Consider the following 16,058-nt stretch of genomic DNA (forward strand, 5'->3'; position numbering starts at 1 on the left):
GAAGCGAACCCGCGGCGAGCGGGTTCCCGACCGCGGCGCCGGACAGCGGTCGCAACCGACGGCTCAGTCGTCGAGCGCGATGGTCGACGAGAGCGCCTCGTCGATCTCCGCGCCCGCCATCTTCTCGACGAGCGCCTCGATCACCTCGCTCCGGCGCCCCTTCACGAACTTGATCGAGCCGACGACGAGGTGCCCGCCGCCGGAGACGCCGGCCTCGGGCAGCTCGTCGTTCAGCTCGGTCACCATGTTCGGGATGTCGAGCCGGACCCCGTCCGAGCGGAGGACGCAGAAGTCGGGGCCGTAGCCGATGGTGATGACGGGGTCGCCCGTCTCCTTCACCTTCGCGTCGTGGAGCTCGCCGGTGGTCTTGCCCGGCGCGGGGTAGGTGAACCGGTGGGCGTACTCGTCGAGGTCGATCCGGTAGAGGTGCGCGCCGGAGGCGAGCCGCTCGTGTTCGACGTGGTCGTCGACGGCGTCGAGCTGGCGCTCCACGTCGCGCTCGGCGCGCTCGGAGAGGAACTCGACGAGCTCCTCGTGCCGCTCCTCGTCGTCGCAGCCGACGTTCAAGGCGTCGTTGACCAGCGTCTTCCCCTCGGAGTAGCGGAGCCAGTGGGCCGCGTAGTCGAGCGCCTCCCCGATGTCGAGGAGGTCGGACTCGTCGTACCCCGCCTCCTCGGCGAGCGCGACGTAGTCGTCCATCGCCTCCGCCTTCGAGCGGTCGGAGAGGCCGGCGACCGCCGGCACGTGTTCGAGCTCCTCGGTGAGCGACGGATCGATCAGGCGGGCGAGCTCGACGGACATCATCCCCGTCGTGACCCGGTAGTCCTCGCCGTGGAGGTAGGGGTTGACGTGGGCGTCGAGCAGCGGCTCGACCGCCTCGGGGTCGGGGTGGTGGTGGTCGACGGCCGCGATCGGGATGTCGTAGTGCGCGAGGTTCTCGTAGGCGGGCACGTCCTCCTCGGTGGAGCCGTTGTCGAGCATTAGGAGGAAGGGGAGCTTCTGGCCGTGGCGGGCGCGGCCCTCCAGGGCGAAGTTGAGGTCGCGGGTGACGTCCTCCATCTCGTAGTAGGGCGCCTTGCTCGGGAGCCGCTTGAAGAGGTGGCGCGGCGAGTCGGGGTCACCGTGGACCTCCTCGATCAGGTTCTCCAAGGCGAGCTGGACCGGGATCGCGGCGCACATCCCGTCGCCGTCCGCGTGGTGGCGGACGCGGATCGGGCGGCCGGCGAGCACGGTCCGGCGGAGGAGCCGGGCGAGCTCGCGGAGGTCCTCGTGGATCGGCTCGAACGCCTCCCAGTCGACGAGGGGGTCGACGTCCGCGGGCTCGGCGCGCTCGTCGAGGGCCGCCTCGAAGCGCTCGCGGGGCTCGGCGGCGCGCTCGTCGGGGAGTCGCGTCAGCGAGTCGACCTCCAGCTGGAGCGCGTCCTCGCGGCTCTCGACCGTCCCCGAGACGTGGACCATGTCGCCGACCTCGACTTCGGGGTACGCCCGGACGCCGGCGGACTCGAAGGCCGCACAGGAGAGGACGCCGGAGGCGTCCGCGACGGCGAATATGGTGGGGCCGCCCGTCTGTTTCGCCTGGACGACCTCGCCCTCGACGGTCGCCTCGTCGCCCGGGGTGAGGCCGCGGACGCGCGAGACGGTCGGCTCGTGGGCGACGGTCTCGGTGCGGTAGTCGTCGGGGTCGACGTCGTCGAACGCCACGTCGCCGTTCTCCTTCACCTCGGTGAGTCGGACGATCAGTCGGTCGCCCACCGCGTAGTCGCCGTCGAGGTTCGACTCGTGGACGAGTCCGCTCACGGCGTCCGAGAGGTCGACGAACACGCCGTAGTCGACGACGCCGTTGACCTCCGCGTGATACAGGGCGTCGACAGCGGCGTCCTCGAGGGTGCAGTCCGGTGCCAGGTCGTAGACGGTCGGCCGGTCGTCGGCCGCCCCCTCCGCCGCGTCGGTGTCGGGTTCGGGGCTCGAATCGCCCCGCGTGCCGGAATCCCCGGCGGTGTTTTCGCTCATGGACGTTTCTCGGGAACGGCCGGTGTTAAGCCTGTTCTCTCGGGGCTCGGGGCCCCGACACCGCTCGCCGGCGGCCGAGGGGCGCCCCCCGCGTCCCGCGGTCCGGAACCCCTATGAGGCGACGGGGACTTGTCTCGCTCATGCGACTGTTCCGCTCGGACGAGCTCCTCGGGATCGCCCGAGAGACCCTGGAGTTCGTGCTCGAGGCGAGCGAGGAGACCCACCCCAACGAGTACATGGGGTTCCTCCGCGCGGACGACGCCCGGAAGCTGGACCTCGACCGGGAGGGTCAGGTGATCACCGACGTGCTCGTCATCCCGGGGACGGAGTCGAGCCCGACGAGCGCCACCGTCCGCACCAACATGAAGCCGAACGACATGCGGTCGGTCGGTTCGGTCCACTCCCACCCGAACGGCGCGCTGCGGCCGAGCGACGCCGACCTCGCGACGTTCGGACAGGGGAAGGTACACATCATCGCCGGCGCCCCCTACGGCTGGGGCGACTGGAAGGCGTTCGACAACGAGGGGAACCAGACGACCCTCGAGGTGCTCGACGTCGAGGTGCCCGACGAGCACTTCTTCGATTTCACACAGGCGGACATCGACCGCGAGCTGGACGACCGGGACTCCGGCGGCTTCCTCTCGTGGTTCAGATGACGCGGGTCGTCGCGCAGGGGACGTTCGACCTCCTCCATCCCGGCCACGTTCACTACTTAGAGGACGCGGCGACGTACGGCGACGAGCTCCACGCCATCGTCGCCCGCCGCACCAACGTTACGCACAAGCCGGAACCGATCCTCTGTGCCCGTCAGCGGCGCGACATGGTCGAGGCGCTCGACGCGGTCGACGAGGCGCACCTCGGTGACCCCGAAGACGTGTTCGTCCCCATCGAGCGGCTCGACCCCGACGTGATCGTGTTGGGGTTCGACCAGCACCACGACGAGGCCGACATCGCCGACGCGCTCGACGCCCGCGGGATCGACTGCCGCGTCGAGCGCGCGTCGGGCCGGGAGCCGAAGTACGAGGACGAACTGCTCTCCAGCGGCGACATCGTGGACCGGATCCTGCGCGAGCGCGGCGACGGATCGGACGCGGCGCCGTCGTAGCTCGGACGCGGCGACGGATCGGACGCGGCGACGGATCGGACGCGGCGCCGTCGTAGGTCACGGCCGCGGAGCCCCCCGACAGCGGGAAACGCGCGGACCCCGACGGGTGCGGAAGCGCGGGGTCTAAATGGACTGACTCCCAAACCGAGGTGAGTGAACATCCCCGACAAGTTCCCCGCCGTGTTGGCCGCGGCCGCGATGGGCGTGTACCTGCTCGTCGTCGTCGGCGCGACCACCTCCCTCACGGAGGCGGCGACCGCCTGCGGCGGCTGGCCCGCCTGCGGGAGCGGCGCCGCCCTGCCGACGGCGACCGCGGGGTGGATCGCCCTCGGCCATCGAGCCCTCGCCGTCGTCGTCGGGCTCCTCGTCGCGCTCTCGGCCGCGCTCGCGTGGCGGAACGGCGCCGACCGCCGGGTCCGGGTCGCGCTCGCGGTCGCGCTCGTCGTCTACCCCGCACAGGCGGGGGTCGGCGCGCTCGTCGCGCTCGGCGACCTGCCCGCCGCGCTCGGCTCCGCACACCTCCTCCTCGGCGTCGGCATCTTCGGCGCGGTCCTCGCGGCGCTCGCGTGGTGGCTGGAGGCCGAGACGGGGAGCCCCGACGACGCCCCCGACGACTTCGAGCCCGGCACCGACCACCTCCCGCCGGTCGAGGAGGCGCCGGAGCCGTCGATCCCGTCCGCGACGCTGCCGCGGCTGAAGGCGACCGCGGCGGCGTACTTCCGGCTGATGAAGCCGCGGCTGATGTGGCTGCTCTGTCTCGTCGCCGCAGCCGCGATGGCGCTCGCCCAGCCGGTGGCGACCGCCGGCGCGCCCGGGTTCACGCCCCCGGTCGTGGCCGCCACGCTGGCCGGCGGCGCGCTCTCCATCGGGGCCTCCGGCACGTTCAATCACGTCCTCGAACGCGACGTGGACAAGCGGATGCAGCGGACCAACGACCGCCCGCTCGCGACCGACCTCGTCCCCGTCCCGCACGCGCTCGCGTTCGGCGGCCTGCTGACCGTCGTCTCGCTCGCGCTGTTCTGGACGGTGAACCCGCTGACGGCGGCGCTCGGGCTGGTGGCGATCCTGTTTTACAGCGTCGTGTACACGCTCGTCCTCAAGCCGAACACGGTCCAGAACACCGTTATCGGCGGCGCGGCCGGCGCGCTCCCGGCGCTCATCGGCTGGGCCGCGGTCACGGGCGAGGTCGGCGGCGGCGGGCTGCTGCTCGCCCTCGTCATCTTCCTGTGGACGCCCGCGCACTTCTACAACCTCGCGTTGGCGTACAAGGACGACTACGAGCGCGGCGGCTTCCCGATGATGCCAGTCGTGCGCGGCGAGACGACGACCCGCCGCCACATCCTCTGGTACCTCGGCGCGACGCTGGTCGCCGCGGTCGCGCTCGCGGCGGCCGCCGACCCGCTCGGCGCGCTGTACGCCGTCGTCGGCGTCGGCGTCGGCGCCGTCTTCCTCTGGGCGGTCGTCCGGCTCCACTACGAGCAGACGGAGAGCGCGGCGTTCCGCGCGTTCCACGCCTCGAACGCCTACCTCGGGCTGCTGCTGTTCGCCGTCGTCTTCGACGCGCTGGTGGTGTGAGGGGGTCGGCGGCGTCGCGGTTCGTCGCGACCGCCCGCGACCCGCCCTTTTAATCCGGTTCGCGTCCTACCTCGCGGTATGACACGCGTCGAAGTCGAGTACTGCGTTCCCTGTGGCATGTTGAACCGCGCGCAGGACGTCTCGGAGGCGATCCTCAAACAGTTCGGCGAGGGAATCGACGAGGTCGCGCTGGTAACCGGTGACGACGGCGTGTTCGTCGTCCGGGTCGGCGACGAGACCGTCTTCGACAAGACGGAAGACGAGTACGACGTCGACGCCATCGTCCGCGCGGTCAGGCCGCACGTCGGCGCGACGGCGTAGCCGCCGGCTCCGGCGTCGCCCCCTTCCTCGGCGAACGCCCCGCGATTCCTGACTCTCGTTCACACGGCACAAGCTAATTGTCCCTCGGCCGCGAACCGCCCCGACGATGTCGGACTCATCGAAACGGGCGCGAGGCGGGCCTCCGGCCGACGATCCGACGCGTGAGTCGGACGATCCGACGTTCGGCGGCGACGCCGCGCCCGCCGCTGACGACCGGCCGCAGCTCGCGCGGACCTGGTATCGGTCCCGGCTCGGGACCGCCGTCGTCGCCGTCGACGTCCTCCTCACCGCCGTCCTCGCGGCCGCGGCGTCCGTGGCGATCGACGCGCCGTTCGCCGGGATCGCCGGTCTCGCTCCGGGGGTCGTCCCGCCGTTCGTTCCGCTGTTCAGCCTGCTCGGCGCGCTGGGGTTCGTGTTCACGGCCTTAGTCGAGCGCTTCGACGCGTCGGTCGGCACGCTGGTCCGGTACAACCTCCGGCTGCCGGCCGCGCTCCCGCTCGGGGTCGGGGTCTACCTGCTCTCGGACCTCGTCCTCGGGCAGGGCGTCGACGAGGTGCCGCTCGTCGTCGGGACCGTCTTCCTCTCGGGGCTGTACGTGAACCTCGCGTACAAGCGCAAGCGCCTCGGCGCGCTGGCGCGCCGGCTCCTCCCCCCGGGCCGCGGCGGGAGCGAGGACCGCTCGGGACGCGGCGGGAACTGACGGAGCGCGTGAGCGTCGGTCGCTCGCGTGAGCGTCGGTCGCTCGCGTGAGCGTCAGTCGGGGTCGAACACCGCGCGCGCGGAGTTCGTCACCACGAGGATGCTGCTCGACGCCATCGCGAGCGCGGCCAACAGGGGGTTGAGGAGGCCGGACAGGGCCAACGGGATCGCGACCGCGTTGTAGACGAACGCCCAGCCGAGGTTCTGCTTCAGCCGCCGGTTCGTCCCACGCGTGACCGCGAACAGCTCCGGGACCGCCGAGAGCCGGTCCTCGAGGAGGACCGCGTCCGCGGCGTCCGCCGCGAGGTCCGTCCCGGAGGCGATCGAGATACCCAGGTCGGCCGCGGCGAGCGCGGGCGCGTCGTTGCTCCCGTCGCCCACCATCGCGACCGACCGGTCGGCGCCGAGCCGCCGGACCGTCTCGGCCTTCGCCTCCGGCGGCACCTCGGCGAACACCTCGTCGATCGCGGGGTGCTCCGCGAACCGCGTCGCGGCCGCGGGCGCGTCGCCGGTGAGTACGACCACGCGCCGCCCGTCCGCGTCGAGGTCGCTGACGACCGCCTCCCACCCGTCGCGCACCTCGTCGCCGACGGTCAGGACCCCGCGCACGCGGCCGTCCCAGCCGACGTAGACGGGAACGTTCCCGCGGTCGCGGGCGGCCGCCCCCGCCTCGCGGAGCCGGTCTGCGACCGGCCAGCCGCGCTCGGCGAACAGGTCGGGGTGGCCGACGACGACCTCCTCGCCGTCGACGCGCCCCGCCACCCCGCGGTCGAAGACGTCGACGTCGGTCGCGGCGGGGGCGTCGAGCGCGTCGACCTCGGCCGGCGGGCCGTCGCTCGGGTCCGCGGCGGCCGCGGCGCCGCCGTCGGTGGCCGGTCGCTCGCCCGCCGTCTCTCCGGCATCTCCCAGCACACCCGCGACGATCGCCTCGGCGACCGGGTGGATCGAGGCGCGCTCGACGGCCGCCGCCCGTTCGCGGACGCGGTCGACCGAGGTTCCGTCCTCGACGGTCGCGTCGAGCAGCCGCATCTCGCCGTCGGTGAGCGTCCCGGTCTTGTCGAAGACGACCGTGTCGACGTCGGCGGCCGCCTCGAAGACGGCGTCCGAGACGACGACGATGCCGCGCTTCGCCGCGTCGCGGATCCCGGCGGCGACCGCGAGCGGGGTGGCGAGCCCGAGCGCGCACGGACACGAGACGATCAGCACCGTCAGCCCGACGAGCGCGGCGTCGATCGGCGCCGAGCCGAGGGCGAGGGTGGCGGCGGCGCCGACGGTCGCGACCGCGACGACGAGGGGGACGAACACCGTCGCCAGCCGGTCGACGAGGCGCTGGATCCCGGACCGCGAGCTCTGGATCTCCCAGAGCAGTCGCACGAGGGTGTCGAGCGTGTTCGCCGCGTCCTCGCCGACCTCGATCACGACGGGCGAGTCGGTGACGACGGTGCCCCCGCGGACCGGGTCGCCCTCGCGTTTCGTCGCCGGCAGCGACTCGCCGGTGACGAGGGCCTCGTCGACCGCGGCGGTCCCCTCCGCGACGGTCCCGTCGAACGGCACGCGCTCGCCGGGGCGCACGAGGAGGCGCTCGCCGGGGGCGACCGCGTCGGCCGCGACGGTCTCGCCGGCCTCGGTCCGCACCGTGCGGTCATCGGCCGTCGTCAGGTCGGCCAGCATTCCGGTCGCCCGGCGCTTGATTATCGACTCGTAGTGGTTGCCCGCGGTGACGACCAGGATGACCGCGATGGTCACGTCGAAGTAGAGATCGGTCCGGCCGACGAGCAGCGCGAGCGTGCTGTACGCGTACGAGCTCGTCGCCGCGAGCGACACGAGCAGGTCCATGTTCGGCTGTCGCGCCCGGAGGCTCACGTACGCGCCGCGCAAGATTGGGTAGCCGGTGTAAAACAGCACAATTGAGGCGAACAGCCAGATCTGCGCGAAGAGGTAGGTCCCGGAGACGCCGCCGAGGTCGACTATCGGCTCGTACCCGAAGTAGGTCGGATACAAGAAGAGGACGTACCACAGCATCGCCATCATCCCGAAGAAGCCGCCGCCGATGAGGAACCGCACGACGGCGTCGTCGTCATCCGCGTCCGGGTCCGCGCGGTCGCTCGCCGAGTACCCCGCGACCGAGAGCCGGTCGGGCAGCTCGTCCGCGTCCACCGCGTCCGGGTCGTAGTCGACCCGGATCGTGTCGGTGGCGTAGCTCGCCTCGGCGGCCGCGACCCCGTCCTGCTCGCCCGCAGTCATCTCGAGGAACGACTCGCAGGTCGCGCAGTGCATCCCATCGACGTGGAGGAACGTCGTCTCGCCGTCGAACTCCTCGCCCGGCGTCGCGTTCGGACGCCGCGCGTCGAGGTCGTCGAGGTCCTCGACGTCGTCGAGCGAGCGCGCGACGGTCAGACAGCCCCGACAGCAGAACTCGCCGTCGACGTCGGGGGCCGTGTGCGGGTCGTCCCCGGTCGGGAGGTCACAGAGTGTACAGCCTGTCATGCGTGGTCCGTTCGGATTCTCTCCGGGCGGTCAGTTCGGGTTCCCTCCGGGTGGCCAGTCGGCCGCATCTGGCGGTCCAGCGGTGCGTTCGGGCCGGTTACGCGTGGTCCGGCTCGTCTGCGTCACCGGTGAATCCCGGCAGGCTCCCGCCGGTCGCGATCCGGAGGCTCCCCCAGATGAGCAGGACGTTCACAAGCGTGACCGCCACGACGAACTCCGCCCGGTCGGCGATGAACACCACCGCGGGGACGAGCCCGCCGAGGACGAGGAGCACGGCCTGTTGGATCGAGAAGTTCATACCCGACACAAGGCTTCCCTGAGCATATATAATGCCCGTGTTTTCACGGTTCGAGAACGGGTAGGTGTTATATGTTCCCCTGACCATAACCGGACCTATGGGCCAAAATGAGGCCGTACACGCCGGCACGGAGGACGGGGGCGGCGACGCCGAGGAGTTCGACCCGATCGGCACGCTCACGCTGATCGGGATCTACTTCGTGATACTGGTGCTCGCATGGGTGTATATATACTTCGTGGAGTTCCTCGGGCGAGACCTCGTCATCGTGGGGTGATCAGACATGCACATCCACGCGTACGAAAAACTCTGGCTCGCGCTTTCGATCGTGTTGATCCTCGCCCTTATCGGGACCGTGACGTACGGCGCCGTCGGTCCGGGGGTGGCGATGGTCGCCGACTCGCAGTCGACGATCGATGCGGGGGGGATCGACGAGGACGAGCGGTTCTCGGAACCCCGGGTCGAGCAGGTCGGTGAAAACGAGTACGAGGCGTACGTCGTCGCCTACCAGTTCGGCTTCGAACCGACCCCGATCGTCGTGCCGGCGAACAGCACCGTGACGTTACAGGTGACTTCTCGGGACGTGATCCACGGCTTCGAGGTGGCCGGCACGAGCGCGAACACGATGGTCGTTCCCGGCGAGGTCTCGGAGATCACGGTCGAGACCGACGAGCCCACCGAGTACGGGATCGTCTGTAACGAGTACTGCGGCGCGGGCCACCACGTCATGGAGGGGAAGCTCCACGTCGTCAGCCAGTCGGAGTTCGAGAACCGAGGAGGTGACTCGGAGTGAGCACTGCCCTCGAGTCCGAGCGGACGTTCGTCGACAAGTTCCCGGACGAGGCGCGCGTCGTCCGCGCGGCCTTCCTGAGCTCCTTCTTCGCGCTGTTCCTCGGCGCGGTGTTCGGGATCATCCAGACGCTCCACCGGACCGACGTCGCGCGGATCATCCCTTCGACGGACTACTACACCGTCCTCACGGCCCACGGCGTCTTCATGGTGATCAGCTTCACGATCTTCTTCCTCGTCGGGCTGTTCACCTGGGCGCTGACGCGGAGCCTTGACCGGCCGCTGTTGAACATCAAGATCACGTGGACGTGGTACGGGCTGATGGCGACCGGCATGACGCTCACCGGCATCTCGATTCTCGCCGGGTTCGTCGACTCCATCGACATGAGCGCGGACGTACTGTACACCTTCTACGCGCCGCTTCAGGCCCACCCGCTGTTCTACGCCGGACTCGCGGTGTTCATCGTCGGCACGTGGATCGCGGGCGCGGACTGGTTCCGGACGTTCCTCGCGTGGCGGCGCGACCACCCCGACGAGCGGATCCCGCTCCAGACGTTCATGGTGTTGACGACGATGACGATGTGGTACATCGCCTCGTCCGCCGTCGCGGCCTCCGTGCTGCTGTTCCTCCTGCCGTGGTCGCTCGGCTTCATCGAGCAGGTGAACCCGACGCTCACCCGGACGCTGTTCTGGTTCTTCGGCCACCCGGTCGTCTACTTCTGGCTCATGCCGGCGTACATGCTCTGGTACACCGTCCTCCCGAAGATCGCCGGCGGACGGCTGTTCAGCGACCCGCTCGCTCGGGTCGTGTTCGTGCTGTTCGTCCTCCTCTCGACGCCGGTCGGGATCCACCACCAGTACCTCGACCCCGGCATCGCGGAGGGGTTCAAGTTCATCTCCATGACGAACACGATGTTCCTGCTGTTGCCCAGCCTGCTCACCGCGTTCACCGTCGTCGCGAGCGTCGAGTACGGCGCTCGGAAGAACGGCGGCAGCGGACTGCTCGGCTGGCTCACGAACCTCCCGTGGCGGAAGCCGGAGTTCACCGGCATGATGCTCGCCGGGCTGATGTTCGCGGCCGGCGGCTTCTCCGGGATGGTCAACGCGGGGATGAACATCAACTACCTCATCCACAACACGCTGTGGGTGCCCGGGCACTTCCACCTCACCGTCGGGACCGCGGTGGCGCTGACGATGATGGCCGGAATCTACTGGCTCTGGCCGCAGATCAGCAACAAGCCGATCTACAGCAGTCAGATCGGGCTGTTCCAGGTCGTGCTCTGGTTCATCGGCATGGCGCTGATGTCGAACGCGATGCACGCGCAGGGCCTGCTCGGCGTGCCGCGGCGGACCGCCGAACCGGAGTACTCCGGCTTCGACTACCCGACGATGTTCGGCGGCTTCGAGGAGCTGAACATCCAGATCGCGATCGGCGGGACGCTGCTTTTCGTCTCGACGATCCTGTTCCTCGGGAACCTCGCGTTGACGATGGGGAACCCGAAGGTCTCCGGGCTCGCGGAGCCGCTTCCGAGCCCGGTCTCCGGCGCGGAGGACGCCCCGAAGGTACTCGATAACCTCCGCCTGTGGGTGAGCATCGCGCTCGTCCTCGTCGTCCTCGCGTACGCGCTGCCGATCGCGGCGATCATCCAGCGCGGCGGGCTGCTCGGGCCCGGAGTCGGCACGTACCCGGTGTGGCTCGCGCCGCTGCTCGACGCGCTGGCCGACGCCGCCGCGCCGCTCGTCGGCGCGGTCACCGACGCGTCGGGCTCGCTCGCCGAGGTGGTCCGATGACTGTCGACGTGAGCCGCGGCGGCCTGCTCGTGACGCTCGCCATCTTCGGCGTGATCGTCTACGAGCTCCGGACCGTGCTCGACTTCGTCGGGGTCGAGCTGCCGATCATCCCGTACATGGCGGCCGTCTTCGTCCTCGCCGGCCTCTCGATCTGGTTCGTCACGCTGAAGGGCGGGTGGCGCACCGAGCCCGAGGGCGACGAGCCGGCGTAGCGGCGCGATATCCGACACGCGGAGTTTTTATTCGTCTCTCGCCTTCCGTCGTGGCCGACACCCGACAGAAGCAGTTATTACCCTTCGGCGACAATAATGCGTATGAATTCCAATACTGTATCGAGCGAGGCCGAGACGGCAGACGGCGGATCGTCCGGCGCGAACCGTCCAGTCTCGCTGTCGGACGAGGACGACCTCGACGCCTTCGTCGCGGACGCCGACGCCGCGCTCGTGGAGTTCTACACCGACGGCTGCGGCATCTGCGCGAGCATGGAACCGGTGATCGGCAACGTGGCCCGCGGCGCCGACGCCGATCTGGCGGTCGGCATGGTGAACCCCCGCGACGACCCGCCGCTGGTCGAGCGGTTCGACGTGCGGAGCGTCCCGCTGTTCGTCCTCTTCGTCGACGGCGAGCCGGTCGCGCGGCGCGCCGAGGGGTTCATCCCGGGCGACGAGCTGACGGCGTGGGTCGACGAACACGCGGCCTGAGCGAGAGCGATACGTCGGTCTGAACTCGTTTCGGCAAGTCACCGCGACGGCGATCACCACCGGAGCCCCAGCCGCTCGGCTGTACGCATCTGCTTATAAATCGTCGATCGGCACGACCACCACCGAAGCCCCAGCCGCTCGGCTGTACGCATCTGCTTATAAATCGTCGATCGGCACGACCACCACCGAAGCCCCAGCCGCTCGGCTGTACGCATCTGCTTATAAATCGTCGATCGGCACGACCACCACCGAAGCCCCAGCCGCTCGGCTGTACGCATCTGCTTATAAATCGTCGATCGGCACGACCACCACCGAAGCCCCAGCCGCTCGGCTGTACGCATCTGCTTATAAATCGTCGATCGGCACGACCACCACCGAAGCCCCAGCCGCTCGGCTGTACGCATCTGCTTATAAATCGTCGATCGGCACGACCACCACCGAAGCCCCAGCCGCGAGGCCGCAGTACGCTCGCTGCGCTCCTCGGTCGCTCACTCCGTTCGCTCCCTGCGGTGCTTACGTCGCCTACGACGCCCTCACGGTTGCCCCTTTGAGTCCCGCCCACACAGCGACCGCACCTCACGCCTCCCCAGCCTCGGCGGACGGCCCGGCGCGGGCAGAGCCGCCCCGGACCGCCGCCTCCCTCGCGCGTGCTCCTCGCGGCCGCCGGTGGCGGCCGCTCGCAGGCACGCGCCACCGCAGTGCCGCTGTTCATTTATAAGTGGCTGCGCTCGACGGAACCCTTTTGAGCCGGAGCGGCGTACCTGTGTCCGATATGGGACTGGGCTCGGACATGTACCGACAGCAGATCCTCGACCACTACAAGAACCCGCGCAACTACGGGGAACTCGAGGATCCGGACTTCACGCACGTCGGCGAGAACCCCTCCTGCGGCGACACGATCCGGATGGACGTCGACCTCGACGACGACGGGGAGACGATCGAGGCGGTGCGGTTCACCGGCGACGGCTGCGCCATCTCGATGGCCTCCGCGAGCATGCTCTCCGAGCGGCTCCACGGGATGCCCGTCGACGAGCTCGACGCGCTCGACACCGACGACGTCACGGAGATGCTCGGCGTCGACATCTCACCGATGCGCGTCAAGTGCGCGGTGCTGGGCCGGCAGGTCGCACAGGACGGCGCGAAGATCCACCGCGGCGAGCTCGACCCGGACGAGGACCGCACGGTCACCGAGGAGTAGCCGCTCGGCTCTCGTTGCGGCCGCGTTCCCGCGCCGCGGCCGGCTCGCACCGCGGACGCGCCCGTCCCGAGCCCACCGGACTTTTGCCCGCGAACCACGTTCGTCCGCCCATGAGCGACGGCTTCGACAAGGAGGCGGAACGAGAGAAGCTCCGCGAGAAGTTCGCGGAAGACGAGGAGAAGCGCGAGCATACCCAGCAGATGTCCGAACTCCTCCTGAAGGGCGCGACGATGACGAACCGCCACTGCGGGGAGTGCGGTGACCCCATCTTCCGGTACGACGGCCGCGAGTTCTGTCCCACCTGCGGGAACGAGGCCGGGGGCGCGGCCGAGGCGAACGAGGCTCCGGCCGAGGTAAGTCGGAATTCGGCCGAGGCGGACGGGGCTTCGGCCGACTCGGGCGACGCTCCCGCCGTCGAGTCCGGAACGTCGGCCGACGCGGACGCCGAGAGCGTCGACGGCGCGGTCGACGCCGGCGCGAACGAATCGGTCCGGTCGCAGTCGTCCCCGCCGACCGCGGCCCCGCAGGGATCGACACCGTCGCAGGAGTCGGCGTCGCCACGGAGGTCGTCGTCGCAGCGGTCCGGGTCGCAGCAGTCGGTCCCGTCGCGGTCGGCCGACGACGCCGAGGGCGTCGACGTCGCTCACGCGTCGCTCACGCGGACGCTGACGCGCTTCGCCCGCGCCGCCGAGGAGACGGACGACCCGCGGCGCGCCCGTGACCACCTCGAAGCGGCCCGCGAGGCGGCCGAGGCGCTCGCGGCGCTGAATCGGTAATCGGCGGCGGGGCGGCGCCTGGAACATAATCGGGAGACGGAAAAGACAGAAAACGAGAGACGGCAGACTCGCTTCGGTCGCGGCGGCGTCAGGCCCGAACCGGCGAGCCGGCCGGCTCCATGTTCGCCCAGCTCGGCTCGTCGCGTAACAGCGCGTGGACGATCCGGACGACCGCGTCGAGGTTCGCCTCGCTGTCGATCTCGCCGCGCTCCGCGCGCCGGACGAACTGATCGACTTCCTCCAGCGTCACGGTCCCGGCGGCGATAGCGCCGGTGACCGTCTCCGTATCGCTTTCGAGCGCGTTCAGGAGTTCGGGCGACGGGTCCGGATCGGTCTGGGCGAGGGACGACGAGCGGTCAGGCTTCGCGGTGGTCACGATGACAGTTACTACATATCGAGTTAATATATTAGTATCGGTACGTATAAATTTCCTGTCAGTCTCGTGCTGCCCGCCGAGCGAGGTGAACTGATCCGTCGGCACACGAACCGGACACGCCGAGAGAATGATCGAATTCTCAACTGATTGCTTATAAACGACTGAGTCGGATCGCCGGTGAACGCCGCCAAAGCCACAGCCACTCGCTTATAAACGGCTAACTGTGGATCGACAGAGAACACCGCCAAAGCCCCAGCCGGGAGGCGGGCGCACGCTCGCTGCGCTCCTCGGTCGCTCACTTCGTTCGCTCCCTGCGGTGCTTGCGTCGCCTGCGCCCGCCTCCCGGCTGCCCCTTTGAGCCCCGCCCGACCGCGACCGCACCGCAGCCTCACGCCTCCCCAGCCTCGTCGGGCGCGTCCTTCGGGCTCCCTTCGGTCGCCCTCGGAGCGCCCGACTCCCTCGCGCGTGCTGACTCGCGGCCGCCGAAGGCGGCCGCTCGCAGGCACGCGCCACCGCACCGGTTATTTATAAATAGGTCGGCGCTATCGTCCGCTCTCGACGGCGACGCGCATGTCTTGGGCGAGCCGCTCGGCGCGCTCGGCGTCGGCGGACTCGGCGTAGATCCGGATCTTCGGCTCGGTGCCGGAGGGGCGGACGAGCACCCACGCGTCGCCGTAGTCGAGGCGGTAGCCGTCGGTCGTGTTCGGCTCCGCGTCGGCGGTCTCGACGTAGGCGCGGGCCGCCGAGAGCATCTCGTCGCGCTCGTCGTCGTCCGCGTACTCCACGTTCGCCCGCACGAAGTGGTAGTCGCTGTACGGCGCGACGACCTCGCTGACGGGCGCGCCGCCGGCGTCGGCGAGCAGTTCGAGGAACCGCGCGCCGATGTACGCGCCGTCGCGCGAGAGCCGGTACGGCGGGAAGAAGACGCCGCCGTTGCCCTCGCCCGCGACCGGGACGTTGACTCCCTCCTCGTGGAACTCGCGGGTGCGGGTGATGATGTTCGTCGCGCCGATGGGCGTCAGTTCGAGGTCGGCGTCGTTGGCGGCGCAGACGTCGACGAGCCGCTGGGAGACGTTGACCGCGCTGACGACCGCGTCGCCCGGTTCGAGGCAGGCGTCGGCCATCGCGGCGAAGGAGGTGTCGCCGTCGACGAACTCGCCGTCCTCGTCGACGAAGACCGCGCGGTCGGCGTCGCCGTCGTGCGCGATCCCCACGTCGGCGTCGGAGGTCGCGACGAGCCGCCGGAGGTCCGCGAGGTTCTCCGGGACCGGCTCCGAGTCGCGGCCGGGGAAGTGGCCGTCCGGCGTCGCGTTCACCGTCAGCACCTCGCAGCCGAGTTCGCGGTAGATCCGGGGGGACGCGACCGAGGCCGCGCCGTGGCCGGGGTCGACCGCGACCGTGAGGTCGGCGTCGGCGATCGCCCCGCGGTCGACCGCGGCGATCAGCTGGTCGACGTAGTCGTCGACGGCGCCCTCGACGGGCGTCGTCGCGCCGGCCGCCCGCCAGTCGGCGTGGTCGTACTCGTCGTCGAGGACGCGCCGCTCGATCCGCTCCAACACGTCGACGGAGAGTTCCACGCCGTCGTCGCCGACGAGCTTGATCCCGTTGAACTCCGGCGGGTTGTGCGACGCGGTGACGAGGACGGCGGGCACCCCCGCCGACTCGCAGTAGTTTCCGACCGCGGGCGTGGGGACGACGCCGAGTCGGTCGACGTCGCAGCCGACCGCGGCGAGCCCGCTCGCGGCGGCGTTCGCGAACAGCTCGCCGGTCGTTCGCGTGTCGCGAGCGACGGCGACGCGGTCGGCGTCCCACACCGTCCCGGCCGCCTTCGCGATGTCGAGGACGAGCGCGGGCGTGAGGTACCGCAGCGCGACCCCGCGGATGCCGCTCGATCCGAACAGCTCCATGCGAGGCCATCCGCCGGCCGAGGGGAAA

At 70.2% G+C, this 16,058-nt stretch carries 17 protein-coding genes; 12 read left to right on the forward strand and 5 right to left on the reverse strand.

Annotated elements, in window-relative coordinates; all coding sequences use genetic code 11:
• Positions 1-63: 63 nt before the first annotated feature.
• Positions 64-2,010 carry a DHH family phosphoesterase gene (locus DVK07_RS07460; RefSeq protein ID WP_121596466.1) on the reverse strand — a complete coding sequence of 649 codons (1,947 nt, stop codon included), beginning with the start codon at positions 2,008-2,010 and terminating at the stop codon, positions 64-66.
• Between the two features lie 140 nt (positions 2,011-2,150).
• Here DVK07_RS07460 and DVK07_RS07465 point away from each other — a divergent pair, with 140 nt between their 5' ends.
• The 5 genes from DVK07_RS07465 to DVK07_RS07485 all read left to right on the forward strand — a co-directional run bounded on the left by DVK07_RS07465 (position 2,151) and on the right by DVK07_RS07485 (position 5,711).
• Positions 2,151-2,666: a Mov34/MPN/PAD-1 family protein gene (locus DVK07_RS07465; protein WP_121596467.1), complete on the forward strand. Its 516-nt coding sequence runs from the start codon at positions 2,151-2,153 to the stop codon at positions 2,664-2,666.
• On the forward strand, positions 2,663-3,115 hold the full coding sequence (locus DVK07_RS07470; RefSeq protein ID WP_121596468.1) for an adenylyltransferase/cytidyltransferase family protein: 453 nt from the start codon (positions 2,663-2,665) through the stop codon (positions 3,113-3,115). The genes DVK07_RS07465 and DVK07_RS07470 overlap by 4 nt, the downstream gene beginning before the upstream one ends.
• Positions 3,116-3,268: 153 nt before the next feature.
• A complete protein-coding gene (locus DVK07_RS07475) occupies positions 3,269-4,690 on the forward strand; it encodes a heme o synthase (RefSeq protein WP_121596469.1) in 1,422 nt (473 codons plus the stop codon).
• A 78-nt stretch (positions 4,691-4,768) separates the two neighbouring features.
• Entirely contained in the window at positions 4,769-5,011 is a 243-nt protein-coding gene (locus DVK07_RS07480; protein ID WP_121596470.1) for a SelT/SelW/SelH family protein, read from the forward strand.
• Positions 5,012-5,117: 106 nt separating this feature from the next.
• A complete protein-coding gene (locus tag DVK07_RS07485) occupies positions 5,118-5,711 on the forward strand; it encodes a hypothetical protein (protein WP_121596471.1) in 594 nt (197 codons plus the stop codon).
• A gap of 53 nt (positions 5,712-5,764) precedes the next feature.
• Here DVK07_RS07485 and DVK07_RS07490 read toward each other — a convergent pair whose 3' ends face one another.
• Positions 5,765-8,197: a cation-translocating P-type ATPase gene (locus DVK07_RS07490; RefSeq protein ID WP_121596472.1), complete on the reverse strand. Its 2,433-nt coding sequence runs from the start codon at positions 8,195-8,197 to the stop codon at positions 5,765-5,767.
• Between the two features lie 97 nt (positions 8,198-8,294).
• Complete coding sequence (locus DVK07_RS07495) at positions 8,295-8,495, reverse strand: hypothetical protein (RefSeq protein ID WP_121596473.1); 201 nt, start codon at positions 8,493-8,495, stop codon at positions 8,295-8,297.
• 97 nt (positions 8,496-8,592) lie between these two features.
• Here DVK07_RS07495 and DVK07_RS23245 point away from each other — a divergent pair, with 97 nt between their 5' ends.
• The 7 genes from DVK07_RS23245 to DVK07_RS07525 all read left to right on the forward strand — a co-directional run bounded on the left by DVK07_RS23245 (position 8,593) and on the right by DVK07_RS07525 (position 13,747).
• Positions 8,593-8,769, forward strand: coding sequence for a hypothetical protein (locus DVK07_RS23245; protein ID WP_199719435.1), 177 nt, complete (start codon positions 8,593-8,595; stop codon positions 8,767-8,769).
• Between the two features lie 6 nt (positions 8,770-8,775).
• On the forward strand, positions 8,776-9,285 hold the full coding sequence (locus DVK07_RS07500) for a cytochrome c oxidase subunit II (protein ID WP_121596474.1): 510 nt from the start codon (positions 8,776-8,778) through the stop codon (positions 9,283-9,285).
• The gene (locus DVK07_RS07505) at positions 9,282-11,072 is read left to right on the forward strand and encodes a b(o/a)3-type cytochrome-c oxidase subunit 1 (RefSeq protein ID WP_121596475.1); all 1,791 of its coding nucleotides are present in this window, start codon (positions 9,282-9,284) and stop codon (positions 11,070-11,072) included. Before DVK07_RS07500 ends, DVK07_RS07505 begins: the two co-directional genes overlap by 4 nt.
• A complete protein-coding gene (locus DVK07_RS07510; RefSeq protein ID WP_086220076.1) occupies positions 11,069-11,284 on the forward strand; it encodes a CbaC protein in 216 nt (71 codons plus the stop codon). Before DVK07_RS07505 ends, DVK07_RS07510 begins: the two co-directional genes overlap by 4 nt.
• 102 nt (positions 11,285-11,386) lie before the next feature.
• Positions 11,387-11,773: a co-chaperone YbbN gene (locus DVK07_RS07515; protein ID WP_121596476.1), complete on the forward strand. Its 387-nt coding sequence runs from the start codon at positions 11,387-11,389 to the stop codon at positions 11,771-11,773.
• Positions 11,774-12,545: 772 nt separating this feature from the next.
• Positions 12,546-12,971, forward strand: coding sequence for a Fe-S cluster assembly sulfur transfer protein SufU (gene sufU, locus DVK07_RS07520; protein WP_121596477.1), 426 nt, complete (start codon positions 12,546-12,548; stop codon positions 12,969-12,971).
• Between the two features lie 110 nt (positions 12,972-13,081).
• Positions 13,082-13,747, forward strand: coding sequence for an Sjogren's syndrome/scleroderma autoantigen 1 family protein (locus DVK07_RS07525; RefSeq protein ID WP_121596478.1), 666 nt, complete (start codon positions 13,082-13,084; stop codon positions 13,745-13,747).
• Positions 13,748-13,835: 88 nt separating this feature from the next.
• Here the strand turns inward: DVK07_RS07525 and DVK07_RS07530 are convergent, their stop codons facing one another.
• Together DVK07_RS07530 and glmM are read right to left on the reverse strand one after the other, a co-directional pair.
• Positions 13,836-14,123: a hypothetical protein gene (locus tag DVK07_RS07530; protein WP_121596479.1), complete on the reverse strand. Its 288-nt coding sequence runs from the start codon at positions 14,121-14,123 to the stop codon at positions 13,836-13,838.
• A 542-nt stretch (positions 14,124-14,665) separates the two neighbouring features.
• Positions 14,666-16,030: a phosphoglucosamine mutase gene (glmM, locus tag DVK07_RS07540; protein WP_121596481.1), complete on the reverse strand. Its 1,365-nt coding sequence runs from the start codon at positions 16,028-16,030 to the stop codon at positions 14,666-14,668.
• Positions 16,031-16,058 lie beyond the last annotated feature (28 nt).

It is taken from the genome of Halorubrum sp. Atlit-26R, assembly GCF_003666015.1.
GTDB lineage: Archaea > Halobacteriota > Halobacteria > Halobacteriales > Haloferacaceae > Halorubrum.

Coding starts and splice junctions, on each gene's coding strand:
- DVK07_RS07490 (WP_121596472.1), bottom strand. CDS start 8,197: ATGACAGGCTGTACACTCTGTGACCTCCCGACCGGGGACGACCCGCAC.
- DVK07_RS07465 (WP_121596467.1), top strand. CDS start 2,151: ATGCGACTGTTCCGCTCGGACGAGCTCCTCGGGATCGCCCGAGAGACC.
- DVK07_RS07485 (WP_121596471.1), top strand. CDS start 5,118: ATGTCGGACTCATCGAAACGGGCGCGAGGCGGGCCTCCGGCCGACGAT.
- DVK07_RS07470 (WP_121596468.1), top strand. CDS start 2,663: ATGACGCGGGTCGTCGCGCAGGGGACGTTCGACCTCCTCCATCCCGGC.
- DVK07_RS23245 (WP_199719435.1), top strand. CDS start 8,593: ATGGGCCAAAATGAGGCCGTACACGCCGGCACGGAGGACGGGGGCGGC.
- DVK07_RS07495 (WP_121596473.1), bottom strand. CDS start 8,495: ATGAACTTCTCGATCCAACAGGCCGTGCTCCTCGTCCTCGGCGGGCTC.
- glmM (WP_121596481.1), bottom strand. CDS start 16,030: ATGGAGCTGTTCGGATCGAGCGGCATCCGCGGGGTCGCGCTGCGGTAC.
- DVK07_RS07515 (WP_121596476.1), top strand. CDS start 11,387: ATGAATTCCAATACTGTATCGAGCGAGGCCGAGACGGCAGACGGCGGA.
- sufU (WP_121596477.1), top strand. CDS start 12,546: ATGGGACTGGGCTCGGACATGTACCGACAGCAGATCCTCGACCACTAC.
- DVK07_RS07460 (WP_121596466.1), bottom strand. CDS start 2,010: ATGAGCGAAAACACCGCCGGGGATTCCGGCACGCGGGGCGATTCGAGC.
- DVK07_RS07480 (WP_121596470.1), top strand. CDS start 4,769: ATGACACGCGTCGAAGTCGAGTACTGCGTTCCCTGTGGCATGTTGAAC.
- DVK07_RS07525 (WP_121596478.1), top strand. CDS start 13,082: ATGAGCGACGGCTTCGACAAGGAGGCGGAACGAGAGAAGCTCCGCGAG.
- DVK07_RS07500 (WP_121596474.1), top strand. CDS start 8,776: ATGCACATCCACGCGTACGAAAAACTCTGGCTCGCGCTTTCGATCGTG.
- DVK07_RS07510 (WP_086220076.1), top strand. CDS start 11,069: ATGACTGTCGACGTGAGCCGCGGCGGCCTGCTCGTGACGCTCGCCATC.